This window comes from Arthrobacter terricola, from assembly GCF_004354015.1.
Lineage (GTDB): Bacteria > Actinomycetota > Actinomycetes > Actinomycetales > Micrococcaceae > Arthrobacter > Arthrobacter terricola.
The window spans coordinates 114,063-137,633 of sequence record NZ_SMRU01000015.1 but is presented as its reverse complement, the minus strand read 5'-3'; the positions used below and the strand labels follow the sequence as shown (position 1 = coordinate 137,633).

Annotated in this window: 19 protein-coding genes and 1 rRNA gene; 14 read left to right on the top strand and 6 right to left on the bottom strand. The window is 65.2% G+C overall.

Going from position 1 to position 23,571, the window contains the following annotated elements; all coding sequences use genetic code 11:
• Positions 1-109: 109 nt before the first annotated feature.
• The 4 genes from rrf to E1809_RS13995 all read left to right on the top strand — a co-directional run bounded on the left by rrf (position 110) and on the right by E1809_RS13995 (position 5,263).
• Positions 110-226: ribosomal RNA gene (rrf, locus tag E1809_RS14010) — 5S ribosomal RNA — on the top strand.
• A gap of 504 nt (positions 227-730) precedes the next feature.
• Positions 731-1,015 (top strand): HU family DNA-binding protein, encoded by a 285-nt coding sequence (locus E1809_RS14005; protein ID WP_133204847.1) that lies wholly within the window; start codon positions 731-733, stop codon positions 1,013-1,015.
• A gap of 103 nt (positions 1,016-1,118) precedes the next feature.
• On the top strand, positions 1,119-3,290 hold the full coding sequence (locus tag E1809_RS14000) for a cytochrome c oxidase assembly protein (RefSeq protein WP_133204846.1): 2,172 nt from the start codon (positions 1,119-1,121) through the stop codon (positions 3,288-3,290).
• Positions 3,290-5,263: an NHL domain-containing thioredoxin family protein gene (locus E1809_RS13995; RefSeq protein ID WP_133204845.1), complete on the top strand. Its 1,974-nt coding sequence runs from the start codon at positions 3,290-3,292 to the stop codon at positions 5,261-5,263. Before E1809_RS14000 ends, E1809_RS13995 begins: the two co-directional genes overlap by 1 nt.
• A 38-nt stretch (positions 5,264-5,301) precedes the next feature.
• Here the strand turns inward: E1809_RS13995 and E1809_RS13990 are convergent, their stop codons facing one another.
• Positions 5,302-6,330 (bottom strand): hypothetical protein, encoded by a 1,029-nt coding sequence (locus E1809_RS13990; protein WP_133204844.1) that lies wholly within the window; start codon positions 6,328-6,330, stop codon positions 5,302-5,304.
• Positions 6,331-6,435: 105 nt separating this feature from the next.
• Positions 6,436-6,993, bottom strand: coding sequence for a dihydrofolate reductase family protein (locus tag E1809_RS13985; RefSeq protein WP_133204843.1), 558 nt, complete (start codon positions 6,991-6,993; stop codon positions 6,436-6,438).
• A gap of 45 nt (positions 6,994-7,038) precedes the next feature.
• Here E1809_RS13985 and E1809_RS13980 point away from each other — a divergent pair, with 45 nt between their 5' ends.
• On the top strand, positions 7,039-7,617 hold the full coding sequence (locus tag E1809_RS13980) for a DinB family protein (protein WP_133204842.1): 579 nt from the start codon (positions 7,039-7,041) through the stop codon (positions 7,615-7,617).
• A gap of 36 nt (positions 7,618-7,653) precedes the next feature.
• Here the strand turns inward: E1809_RS13980 and E1809_RS13975 are convergent, their stop codons facing one another.
• Both E1809_RS13975 and E1809_RS13970 read right to left on the bottom strand, forming a co-directional pair.
• Positions 7,654-8,181, bottom strand: a complete 528-nt coding sequence (locus tag E1809_RS13975) for a GNAT family N-acetyltransferase (protein WP_133204841.1) — start codon at positions 8,179-8,181, stop codon at positions 7,654-7,656.
• A complete protein-coding gene (locus E1809_RS13970) occupies positions 8,178-10,169 on the bottom strand; it encodes an FAD/NAD(P)-binding protein (protein ID WP_133204840.1) in 1,992 nt (663 codons plus the stop codon). The genes E1809_RS13975 and E1809_RS13970 overlap by 4 nt, the downstream gene beginning before the upstream one ends.
• A gap of 277 nt (positions 10,170-10,446) precedes the next feature.
• Here E1809_RS13970 and E1809_RS13965 point away from each other — a divergent pair, with 277 nt between their 5' ends.
• The 7 genes from E1809_RS13965 (at position 10,447) to E1809_RS13935 (ending at position 17,487) form a co-directional block, all read left to right on the top strand.
• Positions 10,447-11,469 (top strand): amino acid ABC transporter permease, encoded by a 1,023-nt coding sequence (locus E1809_RS13965; RefSeq protein ID WP_205754192.1) that lies wholly within the window; start codon positions 10,447-10,449, stop codon positions 11,467-11,469.
• Positions 11,466-12,278, top strand: coding sequence for an amino acid ABC transporter ATP-binding protein (locus E1809_RS13960; RefSeq protein ID WP_133204839.1), 813 nt, complete (start codon positions 11,466-11,468; stop codon positions 12,276-12,278). Before E1809_RS13965 ends, E1809_RS13960 begins: the two co-directional genes overlap by 4 nt.
• A gap of 12 nt (positions 12,279-12,290) precedes the next feature.
• Entirely contained in the window at positions 12,291-13,289 is a 999-nt protein-coding gene (locus tag E1809_RS13955) for an ABC transporter substrate-binding protein (protein ID WP_133204838.1), read from the top strand.
• A gap of 32 nt (positions 13,290-13,321) precedes the next feature.
• Entirely contained in the window at positions 13,322-14,176 is an 855-nt protein-coding gene (locus E1809_RS13950) for a DUF1684 domain-containing protein (protein WP_374102697.1), read from the top strand.
• Positions 14,173-15,315 carry an LLM class flavin-dependent oxidoreductase gene (locus E1809_RS13945; protein WP_133204837.1) on the top strand — a complete coding sequence of 381 codons (1,143 nt, stop codon included), beginning with the start codon at positions 14,173-14,175 and terminating at the stop codon, positions 15,313-15,315. Before E1809_RS13950 ends, E1809_RS13945 begins: the two co-directional genes overlap by 4 nt.
• 10 nt (positions 15,316-15,325) lie before the next feature.
• Positions 15,326-16,630: an LLM class flavin-dependent oxidoreductase gene (locus E1809_RS13940; protein WP_133204836.1), complete on the top strand. Its 1,305-nt coding sequence runs from the start codon at positions 15,326-15,328 to the stop codon at positions 16,628-16,630.
• Positions 16,631-16,878: 248 nt separating this feature from the next.
• The gene (locus tag E1809_RS13935) at positions 16,879-17,487 is read left to right on the top strand and encodes a nucleoside/nucleotide kinase family protein (RefSeq protein WP_235835595.1); all 609 of its coding nucleotides are present in this window, start codon (positions 16,879-16,881) and stop codon (positions 17,485-17,487) included.
• A 52-nt stretch (positions 17,488-17,539) separates the two neighbouring features.
• Here the strand turns inward: E1809_RS13935 and E1809_RS13930 are convergent, their stop codons facing one another.
• Positions 17,540-18,517: an ABC transporter substrate-binding protein gene (locus tag E1809_RS13930; RefSeq protein ID WP_133204834.1), complete on the bottom strand. Its 978-nt coding sequence runs from the start codon at positions 18,515-18,517 to the stop codon at positions 17,540-17,542.
• Between the two features lie 269 nt (positions 18,518-18,786).
• Between E1809_RS13930 and E1809_RS13925 the strand changes: the two genes are divergently transcribed.
• Both E1809_RS13925 and E1809_RS13920 read left to right on the top strand, forming a co-directional pair.
• On the top strand, positions 18,787-19,776 hold the full coding sequence (locus tag E1809_RS13925; RefSeq protein WP_133204833.1) for an LLM class flavin-dependent oxidoreductase: 990 nt from the start codon (positions 18,787-18,789) through the stop codon (positions 19,774-19,776).
• 97 nt (positions 19,777-19,873) lie between these two features.
• Positions 19,874-22,513, top strand: coding sequence for a trehalase-like domain-containing protein (locus E1809_RS13920; protein ID WP_133204832.1), 2,640 nt, complete (start codon positions 19,874-19,876; stop codon positions 22,511-22,513).
• An 11-nt stretch (positions 22,514-22,524) separates the two neighbouring features.
• Here the strand turns inward: E1809_RS13920 and E1809_RS13915 are convergent, their stop codons facing one another.
• A complete protein-coding gene (locus tag E1809_RS13915) occupies positions 22,525-23,451 on the bottom strand; it encodes an AEC family transporter (protein ID WP_133204831.1) in 927 nt (308 codons plus the stop codon).
• Positions 23,452-23,571: the final 120 nt, after the last annotated feature.

Sequence of the window (23,571 nt, the reverse complement as noted above, 5' to 3'; positions counted from 1 at the left end):
TTCCCGAACAACAACCGGAACCAAAATAACTGAATAACAACACCACATGTTGTAACCCACAGTTTTCCCACCCACCCCCAACACCGGGGGCAGGGCCGGGTGAAAAGGTTACGGCGGTCATAGCGTGGGGGAAACGCCCGGTCCCATTCCGAACCCGGAAGCTAAGACCCACAGCGCCGATGGTACTGCACCCGGGAGGGTGTGGGAGAGTAGGACACCGCCGGACAACACTCAAAATGGTCGAGACCCCCACACCCCGGTGTGGGGGTCTCCCACCTTAACCACAAAAACCCCACCCGGCACCCAGACCGGCGTCCCGGGAAACCCGCCCGGACCCGAGCCGGCGTCGGAACAACACAACCCCCGCTCAGCTATCCCGGCCGTTTCATCAACCCCTGCTCACCCATGAGCCTCATCCTGAGAACGCCCCATCACGTCTCACCGCGGGCCATAAGCCCCCTACCCATACCGGATGTGAGCGCGCGTTCCCGGAAACCCGCCCGGACATGAGCGAGCGTCACCCTAAACCCGCCCCGGATGTGGGCGCAGGAGTTCGCCGGTGGCGGAAAAGGGGCCCCAAACCGCCCAATATGGGGTGAATTTGGTCAAAAAGGCGCGGAAACACGCGGAATTTGCTGGCCGCGTGGGCCCAAGCTGGTAAGTTTTCGAACAGTGGCTCACGCGCATGCCGTGTGTGGGCTCCAAAATCGTAAAGTCCAGGAGGACACAAATGGCTAAGAACCGTAGCGAACTGGTTTCCGAGGTAGCTGGCAAGGCTGGCACCAGCCAGGCTGCAGTCAACTCCGTGCTTGATGCACTGTTCGAAGTTTTCGAGACTTCTGTCGCCGCTGGCGAGAAGATCACCATTCCGGGCTGGCTGGCCGTCGAGCGCACCGACCGCGCCGCACGCACCGGCCGTAACCCGCAGACGGGTGAGACCATCCAGATCGCAGCCGGCCACAGCGTCAAGCTGACCGCTGGCTCGAAGCTGAAGGCAGCTGTCGCCAAGAAGTAGTACTTCGGCGAATGCCTCAGGAGGGCGGCAACCTACGGGTTGCCGCCTTCCTGCTTTAAGCGCCCGATTCGCGGCACCGCCATCGTTAGCAGACAATGGATAGGTGCCATCTGCCAAGACTCCAGCCACTACCCCTTCGCCCGCCACCAAGCCTGGGACAAGGGCAGGCGCCGCTGCGGCTGGAATCTCCGTGCCGTGGCAGCTGGCGGGCTTCGCAGTGTTGCTCTTGGCCCTTGTGGGAGCATTGATCTTCTCGGGCGCCGCAAGTGCCAGCCAGGTGTCGGACCCGGGCGCGTTGGTGCGCTGGGGCCTTCCCGTGGCGAAGTCCATCCAGAACATCTCGGTGGCCACTGTGATTGGCGGTTTGATCTTCGCCGTCGCCATCCTTCCGAGGTACGCGTCCCGGTCGAAGGACAGCGAAGAACACCCGGCGTTCGCCCGAGCTTTGGGCGTAGCGGCCGCCGCTGGCGCGGTCTGGACGCTTTCCGCCGTCGCGGTTCTTGTCTTCACCTATGCGGACATCGCCGGCCAAGGCATTTCCGGCGGCCCGGACTTCACCGCGTCCCTGGTCTACTTCATGACGGACATCCAGACCGGACAGGCATGGCTCGCCGTCACGATCATCGCCGCGATCGTCACCACGGCCCTCTTTGGCGTCCGTTCGCTGGCAGGCTTGGCATTGACCTTGATCCTGGCTATTGGCGGGCTTGTGCCCACGGCGTTGATCGGGCACTCCGCCAGCTCAAGCGATCACGAAGGCGCCATCAACTCCCTTGGCCTTCACCTCGTGGGTGTATCCACATGGGTGGGCGGCATCATCATGCTCGCCATCCTGTCGCGCCTCCTTCCCGGTGCCAAGGCGGGGAACAAAGGAACCGGCACCAAGGACATCACCGAGCAGACGCTTCGCCGTTTCTCGTCCTTGGCGGGTTTTGCCTTCGTCCTCGTCTTTGCCTCGGGCATCGTGAACGCGAGCATCCGGGTCAACACTTTCTCGGCCCTCGTCGGTAGCCCCTATGGACAGATCATCCTCGCAAAAGCCTTTGCCACCATCGTGCTAGGCGGGATCGGCTTCATGCACCGGCAATGGGTGATCCCTCAGCTGGGGCGCAAGTCGATGACCACGCGCCGCGTCCTGTGGCAGCTCATCCTCGTGGAACTTCTTGTCATGGGCGCGACGTCGGGACTCGCCGTCGCGCTGAGCAGCTCGGCGCCGCCGCAGCCCACCACCTACGCGCCTGACGCGTCGCCGGCGTTCATCCTGTCCGGTTACGAACTGCCTCCGGAACCGACGCTGGCCCGCTGGCTGACTGAATGGCGTTTCGACTGGCTCTGGGTGGCAGTGGTCCTCTTCGGCGCCGTGAGCTACATCCTGGGCGTCATCAAGGTCCGGCGTCGCGGCGATTCCTGGTCCTGGTTCCGGACTGTTCTCTGGATGATCGGTCTGGTGGTGCTGACGTACATCACGTCAGGGCCGCCGTCGGTCTACGGACGCGTGCTGTTCTCGGCACACATGGTGGACCACATGGCCCTGACTATGGTGGCGCCGCTGTTCTTGGTCCTGGGCTCGCCTGTGACCCTGGCGTTGCGCGCCCTGCCGACCCGTGGCGAAGGTGCCCGGGGCGACGGCTCCCGCGGGCTCCGTGAGTGGCTGCTGGTGTTCGTGCACTCGAAGTTCTCGCAGGTGGTCACGCACCCCCTGTTCGCCGCCGCGAACTTCGCGGGCTCTATTGTGCTGTTCTATTACTCGGACGCCTTTGGCTGGGCCATGCGCGACCATGTGGGCCACGAGCTCATGAACCTCCATTTCACGCTTACCGGCTACATTTTCATCCTCACGATGATCGGCACCGATCCGCTGCCGCGCCGGGCGCCGTACCCTATGAGGCTGCTGCTCCTGCTCGCGACCATGGGTTTCCACGCGTTCTTCGGTGTTTCGATCATGGGCGGCACGGGCTTGCTCGCGGCGGACTACTTTGGCAACCTCGGCCGGACCTGGGGTCCGTCAGCCTTGGTTGACCAGCAAACGGGTGGTGCCATCGCGTGGGGGATTGGCGAGGTGCCCACCTTGCTGGTGGCGATCGGCGTCGCGGTGATGTGGTCCCGCTCGGATGAGCGCGAGACGAAACGCACCGACCGCGCAGCCGACCGGAATAACAACGCTGAACTGAACGCTTACAACGATATGTTTGCGCGGCTCGCAGACCGCGACGCCAAAATGGCTGGCCGGGACGTGAAGCAGCCGGAAAGCAAAACCAACCTGGAAGGACGCTGATGAGCGAAACCGTACGCACCCAACTGCGTGTCCGCGCTTCTGAACTGGTGGGCCGTGGCTGGCTCAACACCGGTGGGAAGTCCCTGGACCTGGAAGCGCTGCGCGGCAAGATCGTGCTGCTGGACTTCTGGACGTTCTGCTGCATCAACTGCCTGCACGTCCTGGACGAACTGCGTCCGCTCGAAGAAAAGTACTCCGACGTCCTGGTGACTGTCGGCGTCCACTCTCCGAAATTCGAGCACGAGGCCGATCCCGTGGCCCTCGCGTCCGCTGTTGAGCGCTACGAAATCCACCACCCCGTGCTGGACGATCCCGAGCTCGCCACGTGGAAGGCGTACACGGCGCGTGCCTGGCCCACCCTCGTGGTGGTCGATCCCGAGGGGTACATCGTGGCGCACCTCTCCGGCGAAGGGCACGCAGACGGGCTCGCTGTGCTCCTTGAAGAGCTCGTTGCCGAGCACGACGCCAAGGGGACCCTCCACCGCGGCGACGGCCCCTACGTGGCTCCCGTGCCGACGTCGGGCACTTTGCGCTTCCCCGGCAAGGCGACGCAGCTCGCCAACGGCAACTACCTCGTGGTCGATTCGGGGCACCACCGGCTGGTGGAGCTGCGCCCCGACCTCAAGACCGTGGAACGGGTCATCGGCGCGGGCACGAAGGGCTACCTCGACGGCTCGGCTGAACTCGCGCAGTTCAACGAACCACAGGGCGTGGCGGTGCTTCCGTCCGAACTCGCGTGGAAACTCGGTTACGAGGCCGTAGTAGCCGATACGGTGAACCACCGCCTCCGCGGCGTGACGCTCAGCTCCGGTTACGTGCAGACCGTCGCGGGCAACGGCGTACAGCGCCTGCTCGACGCCGGTCCCGCCCGGGTGACGGCAAGCGGTGCCGGCGTATGGGCTGAACATCCCGACGGCGGTCCGGCCGACTTTGCGGCCGACGCCATCGACGTCGGGGTACTGGGGCTGGGGACCGGTGTGTCCTTGTCCTCGCCGTGGGACGTTGTCTGGAGCGAGAAGCTGCAGCGCGTGGTCATCGCAATGGCCGGCACACACCAGATATTCGCTTTCGAGCCGCTGAGCGGTGAAGTGTCGATCCTGGCTGGTTCGGGGCTCGAGGGCCTGCTGGACGGCCCGGCCGAGGAAGCCTGGTTCGCGCAGCCTTCCGGTGTGGCCGTTGATGCTGACGACAACATTTGGGTTGCGGACTCCGAGACCTCGGCATTGCGCCGCTTGGTGGTTGGCGAGGACGGCGTGACCGTGGAGACAGCCGTCGGCAAGGGCCTCTTCGACTTCGGGTTCCGCGACGGCGAGGCCACCGAAGCCCGGCTGCAGCATCCCTTGGGTGTCACGGTGCTCCCGGACGGTTCCGTGGCCCTCGCGGACACCTACAACGGTGCCGTTCGACGCTACGATCCCACGACCAAGACGGTTTCCACCTTGGCGAGGGGCCTCGCTGAGCCGAGTGACGTCGTCGTGGTCTACCCCGAAAGCGGGGACCCGCTGCTCGTAGTGGTCGAATCGAACAAGCACGAACTGGTCCTGGTGCCCATCCCCAAGGAAGCGCAGCAGGTGGACGAGGGTGCTTCGCAGACCCATCGGCCGAAGAGCCCTGTGGCGCCCGGGAGCCTAGACCTCACCGTGCGATTCAAAGCCCCGACCGGGCAGAAACTGGACGATCGCTGGGGCGATCCCACGCAGTTGAAGATTTCCTCGACGCCGCCCGAGCTGCTGGTTTCCGGCGGCGGGACGTCCGTGGGGTTGCTGCGGACCCTCGAGTTGTCCGGTGACGTCCCCGAAGGGATCCTGCACATCACGGCCCGTGCGGCCGCCTGCGACGGCCCCGAGACCGAGGACGGCGAGATCCCCGACCACGCCGCCTGCCACCTGTACCAGCAGGACTGGGGCATCCCGGTAGTTCTTCAGGCCGACGGCGACACTAGCCTGGTGTTGGACCTGCGCGGGATGGACTAGGCCGCTTCGGCTGGGGCCGCAGCGTTTGAAGCCCGCCCCTACGAGCTCACGATCGGGGTGACCGTGATGGTGTCGGCCCCGATGTCCAGGCGCGTGGTGAAGCTGAAGTCGTGGACGACGTTGAGGTCGCCGACGAGTCCACTGAAGAGGTCTATTTCCCGCGCCGTCACGCGGGCTTTTCCATTCAAGGGGGCCACTACCCATTGGCCATCAAAGGGATCGATGCTGACCTTGGGGTACTCGGTGATCTGCCATTTGATGGTTCCGTCCACCACCCGGCTGTTCGTGACGTGGTAGAACGGGCAATCGGGTTGGAGCCGCTGCTGCTTGGTGGCATCGGCGGCGCACTCGTCCAGGAATTCCTTGACTTTGTCGTTCACCACGTTGATGAGGTCGTCGGTGGGTTTCGTCAGGAGGCTGAGGGGCGTCTGGGCTGAAGTTCCTGCGGTCACCGCGGTGTTGGTGGCCGGTGCCGAGAAGTATTTGCCGGTGAGGCTTGCCTCGTAGTCGCCGGGATAGAACACGGCGAAGCTGTTGCGGCCATTGGGCAGGTTCACTGGGACGCCGTTCAAGGTTGCCTGGTTGGCGTTGACCACGGAAACGTCGATTGTGGGCAAGGAGGTGGGAACGAACGACCACTTGCCGAAGAAGAGCCATTCCGTTCCGGTCCGCTCCAGCACGAAGTCGGAGTGGAGGCCTTTGCCGTCGATCTTGTAGTCCATGGGGACTGTCACCCGGTTGTTTCCACGGGATTGGGCGTTTCCGAGCTTGATGTCGGTGATTTTCGACGCCGCCGTCTGCAGTGCTGTTCCGTCCAACATGGCGGCGTTGGCGCTGGGTACCGAGGCGTGCAGGATCCCCAGTGCTTCGCTGCCGTGCCCCTTTTGGAGGGCGCTGAGGTATTCGCGAACCTGCTGTTGCGGACTGGCCACGGAGTTGCTGACGAGGTTGATGCAAACGATCGCGGCGGCGACAGCGAGCATCAGACCGAGCAGCCATCCGGCCGCGGTCCTGACCAACGTTTGACTCACCTGCACGCCCTTTACGTTACCTGCCGGTTTCGCCATAGGTGGGCATCGTGACGGAGGGACGTACTTCCGGATAGGGCCCGACGGCGGCGCGGCCCCGGTTTGAGCGACGCCGGCGCAGGATGCGCGTGAACCGTGACCTGCTCACTGGCGCTTCGCGTAGCGGAGGTAGACCACGCCGTTGCCGAAGCGGCGCTCCTCCAGCAGCTCAAGGGAGAGGTCGACGTCGTCGGGGAGGTAGCGCAGTCCGCCGCCGACGACAACGGGGTTCAGGAAAAGCTGGAACTCATCCACCAATCCGGCCTTGATGGCGTGTGCGGCCAGCACCGGGCCACCGATGGACATGTCCCGTGGTGCAGTCTCCTTCAGCGCCCGGACCGCGTTGGCGTCGAACTCGCGCTCAATGCGCGTCCGGGACGTGGTGGCCTCCTGCAAGGTGGTGGAGTACACGATCTTGTCCGCGGACTTCCACAACTCCGCGTAGTCGCGCATGACCTGTGGCTCGCCTTCGAGGGACATGTTCTCCCACACGGACATGACTTGGTACATGCGCCGTCCGAACAAGTACGTGCCGATCGGCCGTTCGAGCTCGTTGACGAAGCCGTGGACTTCCTCGTCCGGCATGCTCCAGTCGAAATTTCCTTTGGCGTCGGCGGTGTACCCGTCCAGGGACATGATCCCGGAGTAGATCAGTTTGGCCATGTGCTGAACGCTACCCAGCAGATGGGCAACGGTATAGTGCCCGGCATGGATGACAAAGCGATTTTGCTCAGATACTTGCGTGCCCGCCGCGGCGAACTCCTCGCGAAGATCAACGGGCTCGACGAATACGACGTCCGCAGACCCATGACCCCCACCGGCACCAACCTCCTGGGACTGGTCAAGCATGTGGCAAGCGTGGAGCTCGGGTACTTCGGCGAGGTGTTCGGCCGGCCAAGCGGTCGGGAGCTGCCGTGGTTCGAGGAAGGTGCCGAGGCTGACGCGGACTTCTGGGTTCCGGCGGGCGAAAGCCGCGAGAGCATTGTTGAACTGCACCGGTTCTCCGCCGAGCACAGCGACGCAACCATCGAAGCGCTGCCACTGGACGCCCCGGGGGAAGTGCCCTGGTGGCCCGAGGAACGCAGGCACGTGACGCTGCACCAGATCCTGGTGCACATGTGCGTCGAGACTGCCCAGCATTTGGGGCATGCGGACATTCTCCGCGAGCTCATCGACGGCTCGGCGGGAAAGGGACCGGGAGACCCGAACCTGTCGCCGCGAAACACCGAGCAATGGGCCGCCCACAGGTCAAGGATCGAAGGAGCGGCCCGCGAGGCTTCCGCCTGACGGACGCCTAAGGAGCCGAGCGCCGGGACGTCACCGCTAGCGGTCGGTAGCCAAGCCCGGCAGCTCCTTCGTAAACGCCAAGTGCTTGATGGTTTCCGGGTCTGCGTCGAGGTCGAACAGCGGCGAATAGCCCGTGGCCAGGTACAGGTTCTTGGCTTCGGGCTGGCGCGGGCCGGTGGTCAGGTAGATCTTGCGGTAGCCGCGACGCGCAGCCTCGGCCTCAAGCTCCGCGAGAACCACGCGTCCCAGGCCGCGACGCCGATGCGCTGAATGCGTCCAAATCCGCTTGAGTTCGGCCGTGTTCGCGTCATAGCGGCGGAATGCGCCGCCCGCCACGGTTTCCCCGTCCTCCTGCAGGATCAGGAGTGCGCCGTGGGGTGCCGCGAACTCTTCCGCGGGATACCTGCGCAGCTCTTGTGCGGCGCCGTCGGTGCCGAAGAAGTCGCCGTAGCGGGTGGTGTATTCGACGGCGAGCTCGTCCAGGAGCGGCTTGACGCGGGGATCGCGCATAGGCAGGCTCAGGACGGAAAGGCCCGACGACGGCGGGGCGGGGATGGTGGTCATGACGTGCCTTTCGTGAGGAGCCCGGCGAGCTGCGGGTTGCTTGGGCGGCACGGTTGAACGCGGATGGCTGACAGTTCCGCGAAGAGCCGCCGGGCCAAAGCGTCGTTCTCGCGGAACGGGGCCGCGTTGGTTCCCGGACGGGCGAAGGCGCCCGCACCCCAACCGGAGGTCCACGGCCCGATGGCGAAAAGCCCTGCTTGCCGTCCGCCGTCGGGAGCTAGTATCTCGTGCGAGCCCGAGACCAACAACTTGCCCGTGGAGTGCGGACCGTCCGCGGTGAGGAGGCGCTGTTCGGTTCCCCACCCGGCGTCGTGCAGGTCCGTGAGCGCGGGGTTCGCCGAACCGGATACCGACGGCGCCGGCAGCCTGGCCTCGATATACGCGGCGGCGTCCACCACCACGGGTGACTGGAACGAGCCGGCGACGAAACGGCCACTGGCTTCGTCCGGCCGAATCCACATGCCCGGGCCGAGGAACTGGAGGAATCCAGCTCGGTGCAAGGCGAGCATCTCACGGAGTCGATGCGGCGGCGGACCGGAATCGACGAAACTGAAGAAACCGTGCCACCAACCGTGCACCGCCTGCTGGGAACGGGCATTGAGCCGTTCCTGGGGTACCAAGCGCCCAAGTTCCATGTACACGCGCAGCAATGCCGTGAACAGTGCCAACGTTTCCGAATGGTCGGGCTCGGTGCGCAGGCGGAGGTCGCGTTCGATGTAGTTGGCGACTGCCCGTTGCACGGCTGCGTGGTCGGCGAAAGCGCAGCCGCTGAAGGGCTGGTCCAGCACTTCGAGGTCGAGCCGGAGGGCGGGATCCGGAACCGCGGCTTCAACAAGCTCCTCCCGTTCCCGGCTATACCAATCGAGGCTGTCGAAGCGCTGCTCGAACGCGTCCCAGCCGCCGCGGGTCCGTTCGGGATAGCCGGTGAACAGCTCGCGGTAGTAGGCATAGCCGGCGTCCTTGGCGATGAGCGGCCACAAATGGGTACGGAAATCGAGTTCGTCGTGGGTTTCGAGCAGCGATTCGACGGCGGCCGCGGTGAAGTAGCGCGGCGGACCGACGGGCTCGCCACGCAGCGTCGAGAAGATCTTGGAGTGGTACGGGACTCCGCGGCGCGAACCTGCCCAAAGCCGCGGTTCGGTTCCGGACGGCACGTAGTCGAGTCCGCCGTCGGGCCTTTCCTCGAAGCGACCGCCCCGGCCCTCGAACAGGAGCACCAGCAGGTCCACGAAGGCAAGGCCCATGCCCGAGACGAGGACGTCCTGGCCGGGAGCTACCGCCGAGTAGTCGACGTCGGTGGTGTACGACGGCGCCACGTGGAACCCGGCGTGGCGCGCAGCGAAGTCGGAGAGCCGGGCCGATTCGGGGTCCGGTTTCGAACTCGTGTGGCCGAGCGAGTAGACCACGAGGTCCGCTTCAAGTTCACCGCCCGAGGCGAGCCGCACGCGGTAGCGCGGGCCGCCGTCGTGCTTTTCTTGAGCGTCGCGCGCCTCGGGAGAGCAGTGCTCGACGGCGGTGGCCGTGTCCCGGTGGACCGTCACCGTCGCGTCGGGTTCGAGGGCCGCGACGGCCCGGCGGAAGAACCACTCGAGGTACTTGCTTTGCAGCTGGCGGGTCGGGAACGAATCAGGTCCCAAGGCCCGGAGCTGCGCCAGGATGTGTGGCTCGAAGGGCGGGACGTCGCGGATGGAGCCGTCAAGCACGCCGGATGCCCAACTGGCGAGGCCGGGACCGTCGAGCGCCGGGCCATCGCATGCCACGGAACCGTCGGTGAACATCGTGATGTCCGCCGCCATCGAGTTGAGCAGCAGTCCCGGGGTCTGGTCATAGCGCCAGATCCTCCCGGAACCGGGCTCGTGAGGTTCCACGACGTGGATGGAGACAGGGCCGTCGAAGAGGTCCGGCTTGTTCGCCGCGAGGCGTTCGAGGACGCCCGCTGAGCGCGGACCACCGCCGATGAACACTATGGCGGGGGCGATGGGCGGCATGGCTACTCCTGGTGGCTGTGGCTGGTGGTACCTGAGCCTAGGGAGGTCGAACGGCCCCGGTCGAGGAGCCGGTAACGGCCGTTCACCACGCGTCACGCGGCGTCAACGGGCGCAAGACAGGGACGCATTCCCGGCCAATGTGAAGCGGAATGAAGTGCCGTGAAGGCCCGTGAAGAGCTGTGAAGAAGTGCAAAATTCCGCGTTGCCACCGCTTTCCGTGCGCCCCTAGATTGACAGCCATCCGATAGTCAACCGTCAATCCGAAGCGAGGTGGCGCATGAGTTCAGCAGCAACCACAGTGGCGCAGTCCGCACATCAACCTGCACCCGAACCGGCGCCCGCGAGCGCCGAAACCGCCACACCGGCCGAACCGGTGCCAGCCAACGCCGACTATTCCAGCTACAAGCTGGTGCCGGCCAGGCATCCGTGGCGTTGGGTGGGAACCGTCCTGGTGGCGCTTGGCGTCGCAGCGATGGCCTGGTCCCTCGTGAGCAATCCCCGCTGGGAATGGGGTGTCGTGGCCCAATGGTTCACAGCCCAGTCGGTGGTCAACGGCCTCATTGAGACCCTCAAATTGACGGCGATTTCCGGCGCGCTCGGGTTTGTCCTCGGTTTCATCCTGGCCCTCATGAGGCTCTCGGCGTCGCCGCTCCTGGTCTCGGTGTCGTGGACGTTCTCCTGGATCTTCCGCTCCACGCCGCTACTGGTCCAGATGCTCCTTTGGTACAACCTCGGGTATCTGTACGAGAAGATCAGCCTGGGCATTCCGTTCACGGACGTCCGCTTCTTCGAGGTCCAGACCACCACGCTCGTGAGCCAGTTCGCTGCGGCAGTCCTCGGCCTGACCCTCAACCAGGCCGCCTACTCGGCCGAGATCATCCGCGGCGGCATCCTGTCCGTGGACCAGGGCCAGCTCGAAGCCGCTGCCGCGCTGGGAATTCCGGCCTGGCGCCGCTCCACGAGGATCGTCCTGCCCCAAGCCATGCGAGCCATCCTGCCCACGGCGTTCAACGAAATCATCGGCCTGGTCAAGGGAACGTCGATTGTCTACGTCCTGGCCTACTCCGAGCTCTTCTACACCGTGCAGGTCATCTACAACCGCACCCAGCAAGTCCTGCCGCTGCTCCTCGTGGCGACCCTCTGGTACGTGGTCATCACCTCGGTCCTGAGCGTCCTGCAGTACTACATCGAGCGCCACTATTCGAAAGGCGCAGTCCGGAACCTGCCGCTGACGCCGCTGCAGAAAGCCCGGAAATTCCTCGCCACCCACGCCGTCACCAACGTCAGGAACCAAGGATGAATACCACTCCAACCCGCGGCCAGGTGGAAATCACCGCCGTCCGCAAGTCGTTCGGCGGCACCGAAGTCCTCAAAGGCGTTTCCTTGACGGTGCCGCCGGGAGGCGTAGCGGTGATCGTGGGTCCCTCCGGATCCGGTAAATCCACCTTGCTGCGGACCATCAACCACCTGGAGAAGGTGGACGGCGGCTACATCACCATCGACGGACAACTCGTGGGCTACGAAGTCCGCGGAAACAAACTGCACGAGCTGCGTGAGAAGGACATCCTCAAGCAGCGCACGGACATCGGGATGGTCTTCCAGAACTTCAACCTGTTCCCACACCTGACCGCGCTCGAAAACGTAGCTGAAGCACCCGTCGTCGCACTCCGCCCGGATGGCCGGCAGCGCCGAAGCAAAGCGGAAGCCCGCGAGAGGGCGCTCGAACTCCTGGATCGGGTGGGCCTCAAGGACCGCGCCCACGCCTACCCCCGGCAGTTGTCCGGCGGCCAGCAACAACGCGTGGCGATCGCCCGTGCCCTGGCCCTCGACCCCAAGATCCTGCTCTTCGACGAGCCCACATCCGCTTTGGACCCGGAACTCGTCAACGAGGTACTGGACGTCATCCGTGAACTCGCGACCTCGGGCACCACATTGATCATCGTCACCCACGAGATGGGCTTTGCCCGCGATGTGGCGGACACCGTGGTGTTCATGGACCAAGGCCAGATCGTGGAACAAGGCAGACCCGAGGAAATTTTCTCGAACCCGCGCGAACCGCGCACACGCACCTTCTTCTCAAAAGTCATCGAACCCGCTTTTAACATCTGAGGAATCCCCACAATGCCACCCATCACCGCCAGGCTCCTGGCACTCGCCGTGCTCCCCGCCGTCGTCCTTCCGGCGCTCGCGGCCTGCTCGGACCCCGGCGCCTCCGCAGCCGGCGCGAGCCCGTCGGCAAGCGCCGCCCGCAACGGCGTCGTCTACAACACCTCACCGGAGCAGAACCGCATCCGCGCCCAGAAGGATGCCGCTGCGGCAGCCGCTGTGCCGGCTGCGATCAGCAAGGATGGAAAGCTGACGGTGGCCACAACGGCCGGATCCATCCCGCTGTCCTTCCACGCTACGGACGACAAGACGCCCATCGGCGTCGAGGTGGACATCGCCCAGCTCGTGGCCGACAAGCTAGGCCTCGCCTTGGACGTACAGGTCACCTCTTGGGAGAACTGGCCGCTCAAGACGCAGTCCGGCGATTTCGAGGCCGTGTTCTCGAACGTCGGCATCAACAAGGACCGCGTGAAATTGTTCGACTTCTCCAGCTACCGGGCCGCCTACATGGGCTTCGAAGCGAAGAAGACGTCCAACTACAACATCAAGGGCGCGGACGATATCTCCGGCCTCAAGGTCTCCGTGGGATCGGGCACCAACCAAGAGAAGATCCTCCTGGCCTGGAACAAGGAACTCGAGGCTAAGGGGAAGGCTCCCGCGACCCTGCAGTACTACTCCTCGGACGCGGACACCATCCTTGCGCTCTCTTCCGGGCGAACGGACCTGAACATCGCCCCTTACCCGTCGGTGTCCTACCGGGAGAACACCCGAAACGACCTGAAAGTCGTAGGCAAAGTGAATGCGGGTTGGCCGTCCGAGACTCTCGTGGCAGCCACGACGCTCAAGGGCAACGGCCTGGCCCCGGCCATCACTGACGCCCTGAACTCGGCGATCAAGGACGGCTCCTACGGCAAGGTGCTGGACCGTTGGGGCTTGTACGAAGAAGCGGTGCCGGAGGCCAAGACCGTCACCGAGGCCAACTTCGCAACGTACCAAACGGGGAAGACACCGTGACATTCCAGACCACGCCAACCACAGGAGGAAACTTGTCCACGTCAACTGAAACCCTGGCTGAGTCGCCTCAACAAGGTGCCGCCTTCGCCGCCGCCTGGCAGGAATGGCACGCCGCACATGAGCGCCACCGCGCCGATCCCCACGGTTTCCTGGCCGTCACCCACCTGCACTGGCTTGGCAGCTCACCGTCCCCGTTGGACGGGGTGCCGGGAACCTGGAGCGTGGAGAACGACGTCGTCACTGTAGTTTTGGGGGCCGGCGAGAGTCTGCTTCGGGGCGGCCGGGAACTGAACCCGGACGCAGCCGGAACCACGCTCACCTTCGGTCCCATCGCCGAACGCGACGGCATCAACCTCCGGACCGGGGACGCCGTCGTCGAGCTCGCCAAGCGCGGCGGGGAATACATCGTGCGGCCGCGGAACCCCGCGAACCAGTTGCTCTCGGAATATCGCGGCACACCGGCCTACGCCCCGGACGCCTCATTCGTTGTGAACGGCACGTTCGTACCGTTCGACGAGCCGCGTCCCACGACTGTTAGGGCCGCCGTCGAAGGCATCCAGCACGTGTACGAGGCACCGGGTGAGCTCCGATTCACGCTGGGCGGCCAGGACCTGGCGCTCACCGCGTTCAACGGCCATGCGCCGGGATCGCTCTCCGTACTGTTCACGGACGCGACATCCGGCAAGACCACCTACGCGGCAAACCGGTCCCTCACCGTAGTCCCGGAGGCCGACGGTTCCGTGCTGCTCGACTTCAACCGTGCGGTCAACCTGCCATGCGCCTACACCGACCTTGCCACTTGCCCGCTTCCGCCCGCGGAAAACCGCTTGACCGTGGCCATTGAAGCCGGCGAACAGATTCCCTTCGAAAGGCAGGACCAGCGATGAGCACATCCTCCGAAGGCGGCCGCCGCGGCTTCCTCGCATTGGAGCTCGACGGCGACGGCGCCCACCCCGCGGCGTGGCGCAAAGCGCGGCATGCTCCCGACGACCTCTTGAACGGTGCACGGATCCGTAACACCGTCCTTGCAGCGGAATCGGCCGGCTTTCACGCGGCGACGTTCGCCGATGGTTCCCTGGATGAGGGCTCGGGCATTGCCGGGCGCTTGAACGCGCTGCAGCGGGCAGCCTTCGCCGGGCCGGTGACGAGCTCCATCGTCCTGGTGCCGGAAGTCGACACTGTTTACACCGAGCCGTTCCACATCTCCACCCAACTCGCGAGCCTCGACTATGTCTCCGGCGGCCGTGCCGGGTGGCTCGTCAAGGCGAGCACTTCCGCGGAGGAGGCTGCCGCCGTCGGGCGTGCTGTTGTTTCCGGCGCCGGGCTGGCGCAGGAAGCGGCCGCCTCGGTGGAAGTGAGCCGCAAGCTCTGGGACTCGTGGGAGGACGGCGCCGTGATCCGCGACGTCCCTACCGGGCGGTACCTTGACGTCGACAAGCTCCATTACATCGATTTCGAAACCCCCGCTGACTTCGCGGGACAGCGCTATGCGGTGAAGGGGCCGTCCATCATTCCGCGTCCGCTGCAAGGCCAAATCCCCGTGCTTGCGCCTGCGGGCTTGCTTGCCGAGGCTGACGTAGTCCTCGTTTCTGCCCCGACGCTTGAGCTGCTCGCCGACGAACTTGCCGGGATCCGCGGCCGGACGGGGGCAGCGGTGGTGGCCGAGCTCGACGTCGTCCTCGACTCCCGCGGGCAAAGCGCTTCCGCGCGGCTCACCGAACTGGACGTGTTGGGCGAATGGGACAGTCCGCGGGCGCGTTTCGTCGGTACGGCCGCTGAGTTGGTCGATGTCCTCACGGACTTGCTGGTGGTGGCTGACGGCGTCCGGATCCATCCCGCGGTGCTGGATGTCGAGTTCGAAGAACTGGCCCAGTTGGTGCTTCCCGAACTTCGACGCCGCGGAGTGCTCAAGCCTGTCTCTCCGGGCGGCACGTTCCGGGAAGTGCTGGGACTTGGGCGGCCGCTGAGCCGGTACTCGAGCACGGTCACAGTGGGCGGCTCCGTCGTCGTCGGTGCGGAAAACTAGGAGGAAAAGCATGTCACAGCACACCCGTGCTAAATTCCAGCCGAGCGGCAGGATCCAGTTCGGTGTCTTCTTTCAGGGCGTCAATTCCGGCACCATCTGGAAGGCACCGGAATCTGGCTCGCAAACCGATTTCGAGTCGTTCCGCAGGATCGCCCAGACCGCCGAACGTGGCTTGTTCGCGGCGTTCTTCCTCGGCGAAGGCCTGCGCTTGCGGGAACACCTCGGACGCCCGCATGCCCTTGACGTGGCGGGCAGGCCGGACGCGCAAACCATGCTCGCCGCGCTGGCGTCGGTGACGTCCAACATCGGCCTCGTCGCCACCCAAAACACCACCTACAACGATCCCTCGGACCTGGCCCACCGGCTCGCGTCATTGGATTTGCTCTCGGGTGGCCGTGCCGCCTGGAACATCGTGACCACGGACAATGCCTGGACCGGCGCCAACTTCCGGCGGGGCGGCTACCTTGACCACGCCGACCGCTACGTCCACGCAGAAGCCTTCGTGGAAACAGCAAAGGGGATCTGGGACGGGGTCTACGGCACTCCCCGGTTGCCCCGAAGCGCGAAGTATAGGCCTGTCCTCTTCCAAGCCGGTGATTCACCGGACGGCCGGGACTTCGCGGCCCGCCAAGCCGACGTGATCTTCTCGGCACACCCCAAATTCGACGACGCCGTGGAGTTCCGCGCGGACATCGTCTCGCGGTCCCTGGCAGCCGGACGAGGTGCCAACGACGTCAAGATCATGCCCGCGAGCGAGTTCATCCTGGCCGGGAGCGAACACGAAGCACGCGAGAAGAAAGAGTGGGTCCGGAGCCTGCAAATCGGTCCCCAGCAAGCGATCGCATACCTCGAACAATTCTGGGGCCGCGAATTGTCCGCCTACGATCCCGACGGGCCGCTTCCAGACATCGAGCCGGCCGTGGATGAAACCTCGGAGACCAGGGGAAGCGGTTTCCATGGGGCGAAAGCGCGGGAGCTCACCGCGCAATGGCGGGCCGAAGCCGCCGAGAAAGGACTGACCATCCGGAAGTTCGTCACCTCGCGCACGGCCCGGGTGGACGCAACCTTCACGGGGTCCTACTCGTCCGTGGCGGACACGCTGGCCGAATACGCCAGGGTGGGCGCAGTGGACGGCTTCAACATCTCGCCATGGCTCATCCCCACCGGGCTGGACGACATCGTGAACCACCTTGTTCCTGAGCTGCAGGAACGCAGGGTGTACCCCACGGAATACGCAGGGAACACCCTCCGCGAAAACCTGGGGCTCGCGACGCCGGTGCGTTCGGCCTCGTTGGTCCCGGAACCCGCAAGGTGAGTTGGCTCGCCCGGTTCGCGGCCGCCGTCGTGCAGTCACTTGCCGACGGCGGCACCCGCGACCCGGACGCTGGCCTGGTGCGCCTGCGGCTCACTGTGTGGGGGCAGTCCGCCTGAGCCAGCGCAACTTCCCTGAACCGGGTAGGGTAGCCGTGACCCAGCGGTGATTGCCCTCGCGGGCATCCGCCTCCCATGAATAAGGGAATAATGACGAGCACGGACTACCGACCCCCACGCCTCAGGTGCGGCTTGGATGACTTGGTCGAACGGGCGCGCGCTCTCGCCGGAACCGGCCGCCGTCGAATCCTGGGCATCACCGGGGCTCCAGGCGCCGGCAAATCGACGTTGGCCCATGCGGTCGCGGAAGCATTGGGGACCCAGGCCGCGCTTGCGGGAATGGACGCGTTCCATTTAGCCAACGCTGTCCTCGCATCGCATGGTTCGCGGGACCGCAAAGGCGCCCCGGATACCTTCGATCCGTGGGGCTACGCGAACCTCCTCCGCCGGCTCAAGAACAACGACGAGCCCGTGGTCTATGCGCCGATGTTCGATCGCAGCCTGGAGGAATCCATCGGCAGCGCAGTACCCGTGCCGCAGGACGTCCCACTGATCATCACCGAAGGAAACTACCTCCTGCTCGATGCCGCGGGCTGGCGTGAAAGCCGGGAATTGATCGACGAGGTCTGGTACGTGGAACTGGACGAGGACGAACGGCTGCGGCGGCTGATCCGTCGCCATGAAGCCTTCGGAAAGCCGCACGACGAGGCCGAAGCCTGGGCCAGGGGCAGCGACCAACGGAACGCGGACGTGGTGGAAGCGACGAAGGGCCGCGCTGACTTGGTCATCGAACTGGTTTAAACAGTGGCGCCGCGTCCAGGGCGGTTCGCCCCGGACACGGCTCCCAACAGGACTACGACTTCGGCAGGCCCGGCGGGTTCAGCTCCGACTTCTGGACTGCCTCAGCCGAGAGTCCCCAGCGGTCCAGGATCTTGCCGTAGGTGCCGTCCTTAATCAGCGCGTTCAGTCCCGCCTGGGCAGCTGCCGCGAGACCGTTACCCTTCTTGGTGGTCACCGCGATGTTCGCCTTGAGCGGCCAGCCGCCGTCCACCAGTCCCACGTTCTTGGTCTTGCCATCAGTCTGTGATTTGTAGGACGCCGTGGCATTGGGTCCGAACGTGAGGTCCGCACGGCCCGACTGGAGTGCCAGCGTGGAGGCGGAATCGTCGTCGTAATACTGGAACTCGACCGGCTTCAAACCGTTCTTCTTGTTCTCGGCGTCCCAGCGCAGGAGGATGGCCTCCTGGTTGGTACCCGAGCCCACGATGATCCGTTTGCCCGCGACGTCCGGGGCCGAGTCCACCTTGGTGATGGGGCTGTCGCTCTTGGCGTAGAAGCCCAGTTTGTCGTCCCGGTAGCTGGCGAAATCGAACTTGAGCTTGCGCTCTTCCGTCACCGTGACGTTCGAGATGACGGCCTCGTACTTGCCCGACTCGACGCCCAACGGCCAGTCGGCCCACGCCGTCGGGACAATATCGGCCTTGAGGCCCAGCGATTCGGCCAGCGCGACGGCGATATCCACCTCGTTGCCCACCGGCGTCTTGTTGTCCGTGGCGTAGACGGCGAGCGGCGCGGAGAAAGGACTCACGGCAACAGTCAGCTTGCCGTCCGCCTTGACGGATGCGGGCACCAGTGCGGCGGCCTCAGGTGAGACCGTTACCGGGAAGCGGTTTTGTTCGGGCGACAGGTTGAACGTTTTCGCCCCGGACGTAGCGGACGACGACGGTGCTGACGCCGCCGATGCGCCCGGGTCCGAGCACGCGGCGAGGCCGAAGATTGTGGTGGCGGCGAGTGCCAACGCTGTGCCTGTCTTGAGTCGTGAAATAGCCATGGATTCCCCTTGTTTTGAGAGCTTATTGAGAGCTGCGGAATGCTTGTTGCTGCAACTATCCGGGAGTGTCGGGGGCCGGTCAAAGCGCCGTGAAACGTGGGGATACGGGGGTTAACCGGGCTTCACTGGGCGTCCGCGGGCGTCACACTCAGGGTGAGACGGAACCCACGTAAGCGGCAGAAATAACCCGGCTGCCGCCGTCGTTGTCGCAAGAGTGGCCGCGAGACGGCCGTTTGCACTCACACCACCTTCGAAAGGCCGGCACCGACGTGACTGTTCCCCTCTCCATCCTCGACCTGGCGATCATCGGCAAGGGCCAGACGGCGGCGGAGAGTTTCGCCGGGAGCGTGGCCATAGCGCAATTGGCCGAACGGCTCGGGTACCGGCGGATCTGGTACGCCGAGCACCACAACATGGCCTCGATTGCTTCCTCGGCCACGAGCGTTCTGATTGCTCACGTCGCAGCCAACACGAGCACCATCCGGCTCGGCGCGGGCGGCGTGATGCTGCCGAACCACTCGCCGCTGACTATCGCCGAGCAGTTCGGAACCCTCGAAACGCTGCACCCGGGCCGCATCGACCTGGGACTTGGCCGCGCCCCGGGCAGTGACCAGAACACCATGCGGGCACTGCGCCGCGATCACATGGCCGCCGACACCTTCCCGCAGGACGTGCTGGAATTGCAGGGCTACCTGAGTGGACCCACACGGATCCAGGGCGTGGAAGCTACTCCCGGAAAAGGCACCAACGTCCCGCTGTACATCCTTGGTTCCTCGATGTTCGGCGCGCACCTCGCAGCCCAACTCGGCCTGCCTTACGCGTTCGCCTCGCACTTCGCGCCCAATGCCCTGCAGGACGCGGTCGCCGCCTACCGCCGCGAATTCAGGCCGTCGGAACAGCTTCAGGAACCGTATGTCATTGCCGGCGTGAACGTAGTAGCCGCCGATTCCGCGGCCGAAGCCCATCGCCTATTCCTCGAGGTCAAGCGCGACCGTGTTTCCCGTTTCCTGGGCGGTGGCCGCGAATTCACCGACGCCGAGGCGGACCTCATCCTTGATTCCGCGCAGGGCCAGCACATCGCGAACATGGTGAAGTACTCGGCCGTGGGGACTCCCGAGGTAGTGCGCGAGTACCTCGACGAATTCGCCCGGCACGCCGATGCCGACGAACTCATCGTGGCCCACCAAAGCACGGGCACGGAGCAACGCCTCCGCTCGGTGGAACTGGTGGCCGAAGCTGTAGGCCTCGTCCCGGCGTAGCGGGCGCCAGGAAGCGTTACACCCCGGCAATACGCGGGTCACGGAGGTGAAACTCCCGGGGCGGACACTGGACGCACCCCCCCTGGAAGGATCGTCCATGGCTACTCCGCTCAACCAATCGGTGGCCGATTCTGCGCTGCTGACCAAGTCGCTTCCCCTCGGCCTGCTCCGGACTTCCCTCCAATCCGAGGCCGCCCACGACGGCATTACCCCGGAGTTGCTCGCCGAGCTCAAGATGCTCGCCCGGACTCCCGGCCTCCTGGTGGCCTGCAACTATGGTGGAACCCTCTGTGCCGCCGAAGGCGTGTCCACGGAAACGCTCCCGCTGGGGAGCGCCGCCGTCGCACTCCGTGCCCTGGCAGCACTGCCGAACACGCACACGGCGGTCATTTCCGGGCGCTCGCTGCGGGACCTCGCCGCGGTGTCGCGGCTGCCCGCGGAAGTGCATTTGGTGGGCTCGCACGGCGCCGAGTTCGACATGACCTATGCGTACGGCGTCTCGATGGCCACCGAGGCGCTCCTCCAACAGGCAGCCACGGCCCTCAACGAATCAATCGGCTTCGAAAAGGGCATCAGCATCGAGCGGAAACCTGTGGCCGTTGGAATCCATACCCGCACCGCCACGCCCGCAGTAGTGGCAAGAGTGACCCGCGAGGCGCACCAGATCGCCCGCGAATTGGGCTTGTTCTTCATTGTGGACGGGTCCGTGCTGGACCTGTCCATTGTCGAGCCCTCCAAAGACGCCGCGCTGGAGCATCTGCGAACACAGTTGGGGGCCAGCGCGGCACTTTTCGCAGGCGATGCGGACAGCGACGAACTCGCCGTCGCCACGTTGCGTGGCCCGGACCTCGGCGTGCACGTGGGGCCGGGGAAAACCTCGGCCCGCCACAGGCTCCCGGACCCGGAGTCCTTCGCCAAGGTTCTCGCCATCCTCTTCGAACTGCGCCGGGCCTGGCTGTTCGGCGAGGACGCGGTGGGTCTTGAGCGGCATTCGATGATCGGCAACGGTTCGGTGACTGCGCTGCTCACCCCCGAGGCCAAGATCTGCTGGATGAGCCATCCCCTCCCGGATTCCGGCTCACTATTCGCACACATCCTGGGCGGCGATCCGGCGGGCCACTTCAGCGTGGAACCAGTCAAGGCCTCGAAAGTGCTTGGCCAGCGCTACGTGGACAACACCATGATCGTGGAAACGCGATGGGCGGACGTGACCGTCACCGACTACCTCGAGCCCGCTCCGGACGGCATCACGAGCCTGGTCCGTGTCCTTTCCGGCACAGGCACCGCGCGGATTGTCTTCGCGCCGCGGCCGGACTACGCCAACGCCCCGTTCAACATGGAGGTCCGGGGCGAGGAACTGCACGTCGTGGGCACCTCGGACCCGATTGTCCTCTTCGCCCCCGGGGTGCCATTCACCGTTTCGAGCGACGGAAAGCACGGCACCGCCACCGCGGAAGTCAGCCTCGCATACGGTCCGGTGGTCATGAACCTCAGGTGCGGAGACACTGAGCCGACGACGCCCGATCCTGCTGGAGAGCTGACCCGGCGGGCCGCCGTCGCGCACCAATCCCGGCAGTGGGTCCGGGGACTGGAGCTGCCGGACATGAAACCATCGCTGGTGCGGCGCTCGGCGCTTGTCCTGAAAGCGCTGGTGCACGAGCCGACCGGTGCCGTCCTCGCAGCGCCAACCACCTCCCTGCCGGAAGGCATCGGCGGCACCCGCAACTGGGACTACCGCTACTGCTGGCTCCGCGACGGCTCAATGACCGTCAACGCGTTGGTGGACCTTGGCTCTACGGAGGAGGCAGACGGTTTCCTTCGTTGGCTGGGCCGCATCCTGGAGAACGCCCCGGGACCCGAGTGGCTGCACCCCCTGTATTCCGTGACGGGTGCGCCCTTGTCCACCGAGGCCATCATCGAGAGCCTGCCGGGCTATGCGGGCTCGCGGCCCGTGCGGATCGGGAACGCGGCAGACCACCAAGTGCAACTGGACGTTTTCGGACCGATCGCCGAGCTGATCCAGACGCTGGGCAGGCGGCGCGGCAGCTTGCCGGACGAGCACTGGAAACTCATGGAACAAATGGCCTCGGCCGCGCTGGCCCGCTGGCACGAACCCGACCACGGCATCTGGGAAGCCCGCCGTGCGCCGAGGCACCACATCTACACCAAGGTGATGTGTTGGGTGACGCTCGACCGGGCGATGCACACCGCGGTGCGGTTCCGGCGCCCAGTCGGGGCCGAGTGGGAGGAAACGGCAAACACCATCCGCGCGGAAGTCCTCCGGGAAGGCTGGGACGATTCGGCCAGTTCCTATACCGTCGCCTACGACAGTCCCGATCTGGACGCGGCGGTGCTGCATATCGGACTCTCCGGCTTGCTGGACGTCCGCGACCAGCGCTTCCTTGATACCGTCACCGCGGTCGAGCGGGAACTCCGGGTAGGTCCCACCGTCTTCCGGTACAGGTACGACGACGGCCTGCCGGGTTTGGAGGGCGGGTTCCACATCTGCACCACCTGGCTCATCGAGGCGTACCTCGCCGTGGGCCGCTTGGACGATGCCTTGGAGTTGTTCAACCAACTCGTGGCGCTCTTCGGGCCGACCGGCCTGCTTCCTGAGGAGTTCGACCCCGGCACCGAGACCCACTTGGGAAACCACCCGCAGGCGTACTCGCACTTGGGCTTTATCCGTTGCGCGCAGTTGCTGGACAAGTACCTGGACTCGGTGGACGAGGAGTAGACTCCCGGGGCTCAGGTGAGGAGGAGCGCGACGGCGATCATCGCCGGGACGGCGACCACCGTGGTGATCAGGACGGTGTCCTTGGCAACGGTGATTCCGGTGTTGTAGCGGCTCGCGGCCACGAACACGTTCTGTGCCGTGGGCAAGGCCGAGGTCACCACCACGGCGAACAAGGCGTGCCCCTCAAGGCCCAGCGCGAAATGCGCGAAGAGGTAAGCCATCAACGGATGCACGAAGAGCTTGAAGCCGCTCGCCATCAAACTGTCCAGGCGCCGCCCGCCGTCTTTTTGCAGCGGCCTAGAGCCATTCAGGCTCATGCCGAACGCCATCAACATCGCCGGAATGGCCGCTCCGCCAATCAAATTGATCGGTTCCATGATGAGCGACGGCACTTGCCACCCCGTTCCCGCGACGATCAGGCCGAGGGCGGTTCCCACTATCATGGGGTTCCGCACGATCATCAGCAGGAACCGCAGGGGAGTGGTCCGGTGGCTGCTGGTGCTGGCGTCGAGGGCCATGAGGTACATCGGCGTGAAGAAGGCCAGCTGGAAGATCAGGAGCGGCGCCACGTAGCTCGCGTCGCCCAGGACGAACACTGAGATCGGAATGCCGAGGTTCGCGGAGTTGGCCAAGGAAGCGCTCATCGAGGACATGAGGGATTCGGGCAGGGAACGCTTGAGCCAGAACTTCACGATGACGAAGAACAGTGTGCCCGTGGCGATCGCGCCCACGGCCGTGACCAGCAGCGGGGCGGCGAAAACGTCGTGCAAATGCGCTTTGCTCAAGGTTTCGAAGAGAAGGGCGGGACTCGCGACGAAGAACGTCAGGCCGCTCAGGACCGGGCGGGCGTTATCACCCAGGATTCCGCGCCTCCCGACGAACATGCCCACCAAAATGATGGCCCATACGACGAAAAACCCGTAAAGCACCCCCAGCATTTACAGTTTCCGGAAGGTACGGGGAGCGCAGTTGGGTGGGTTCACGCTCCCAGCCTAAATCAGCTTTATTTGCGAGCAGTGCCCGACGGCGGGAAGTTCCGCGATGTGGACCGCTGCGGA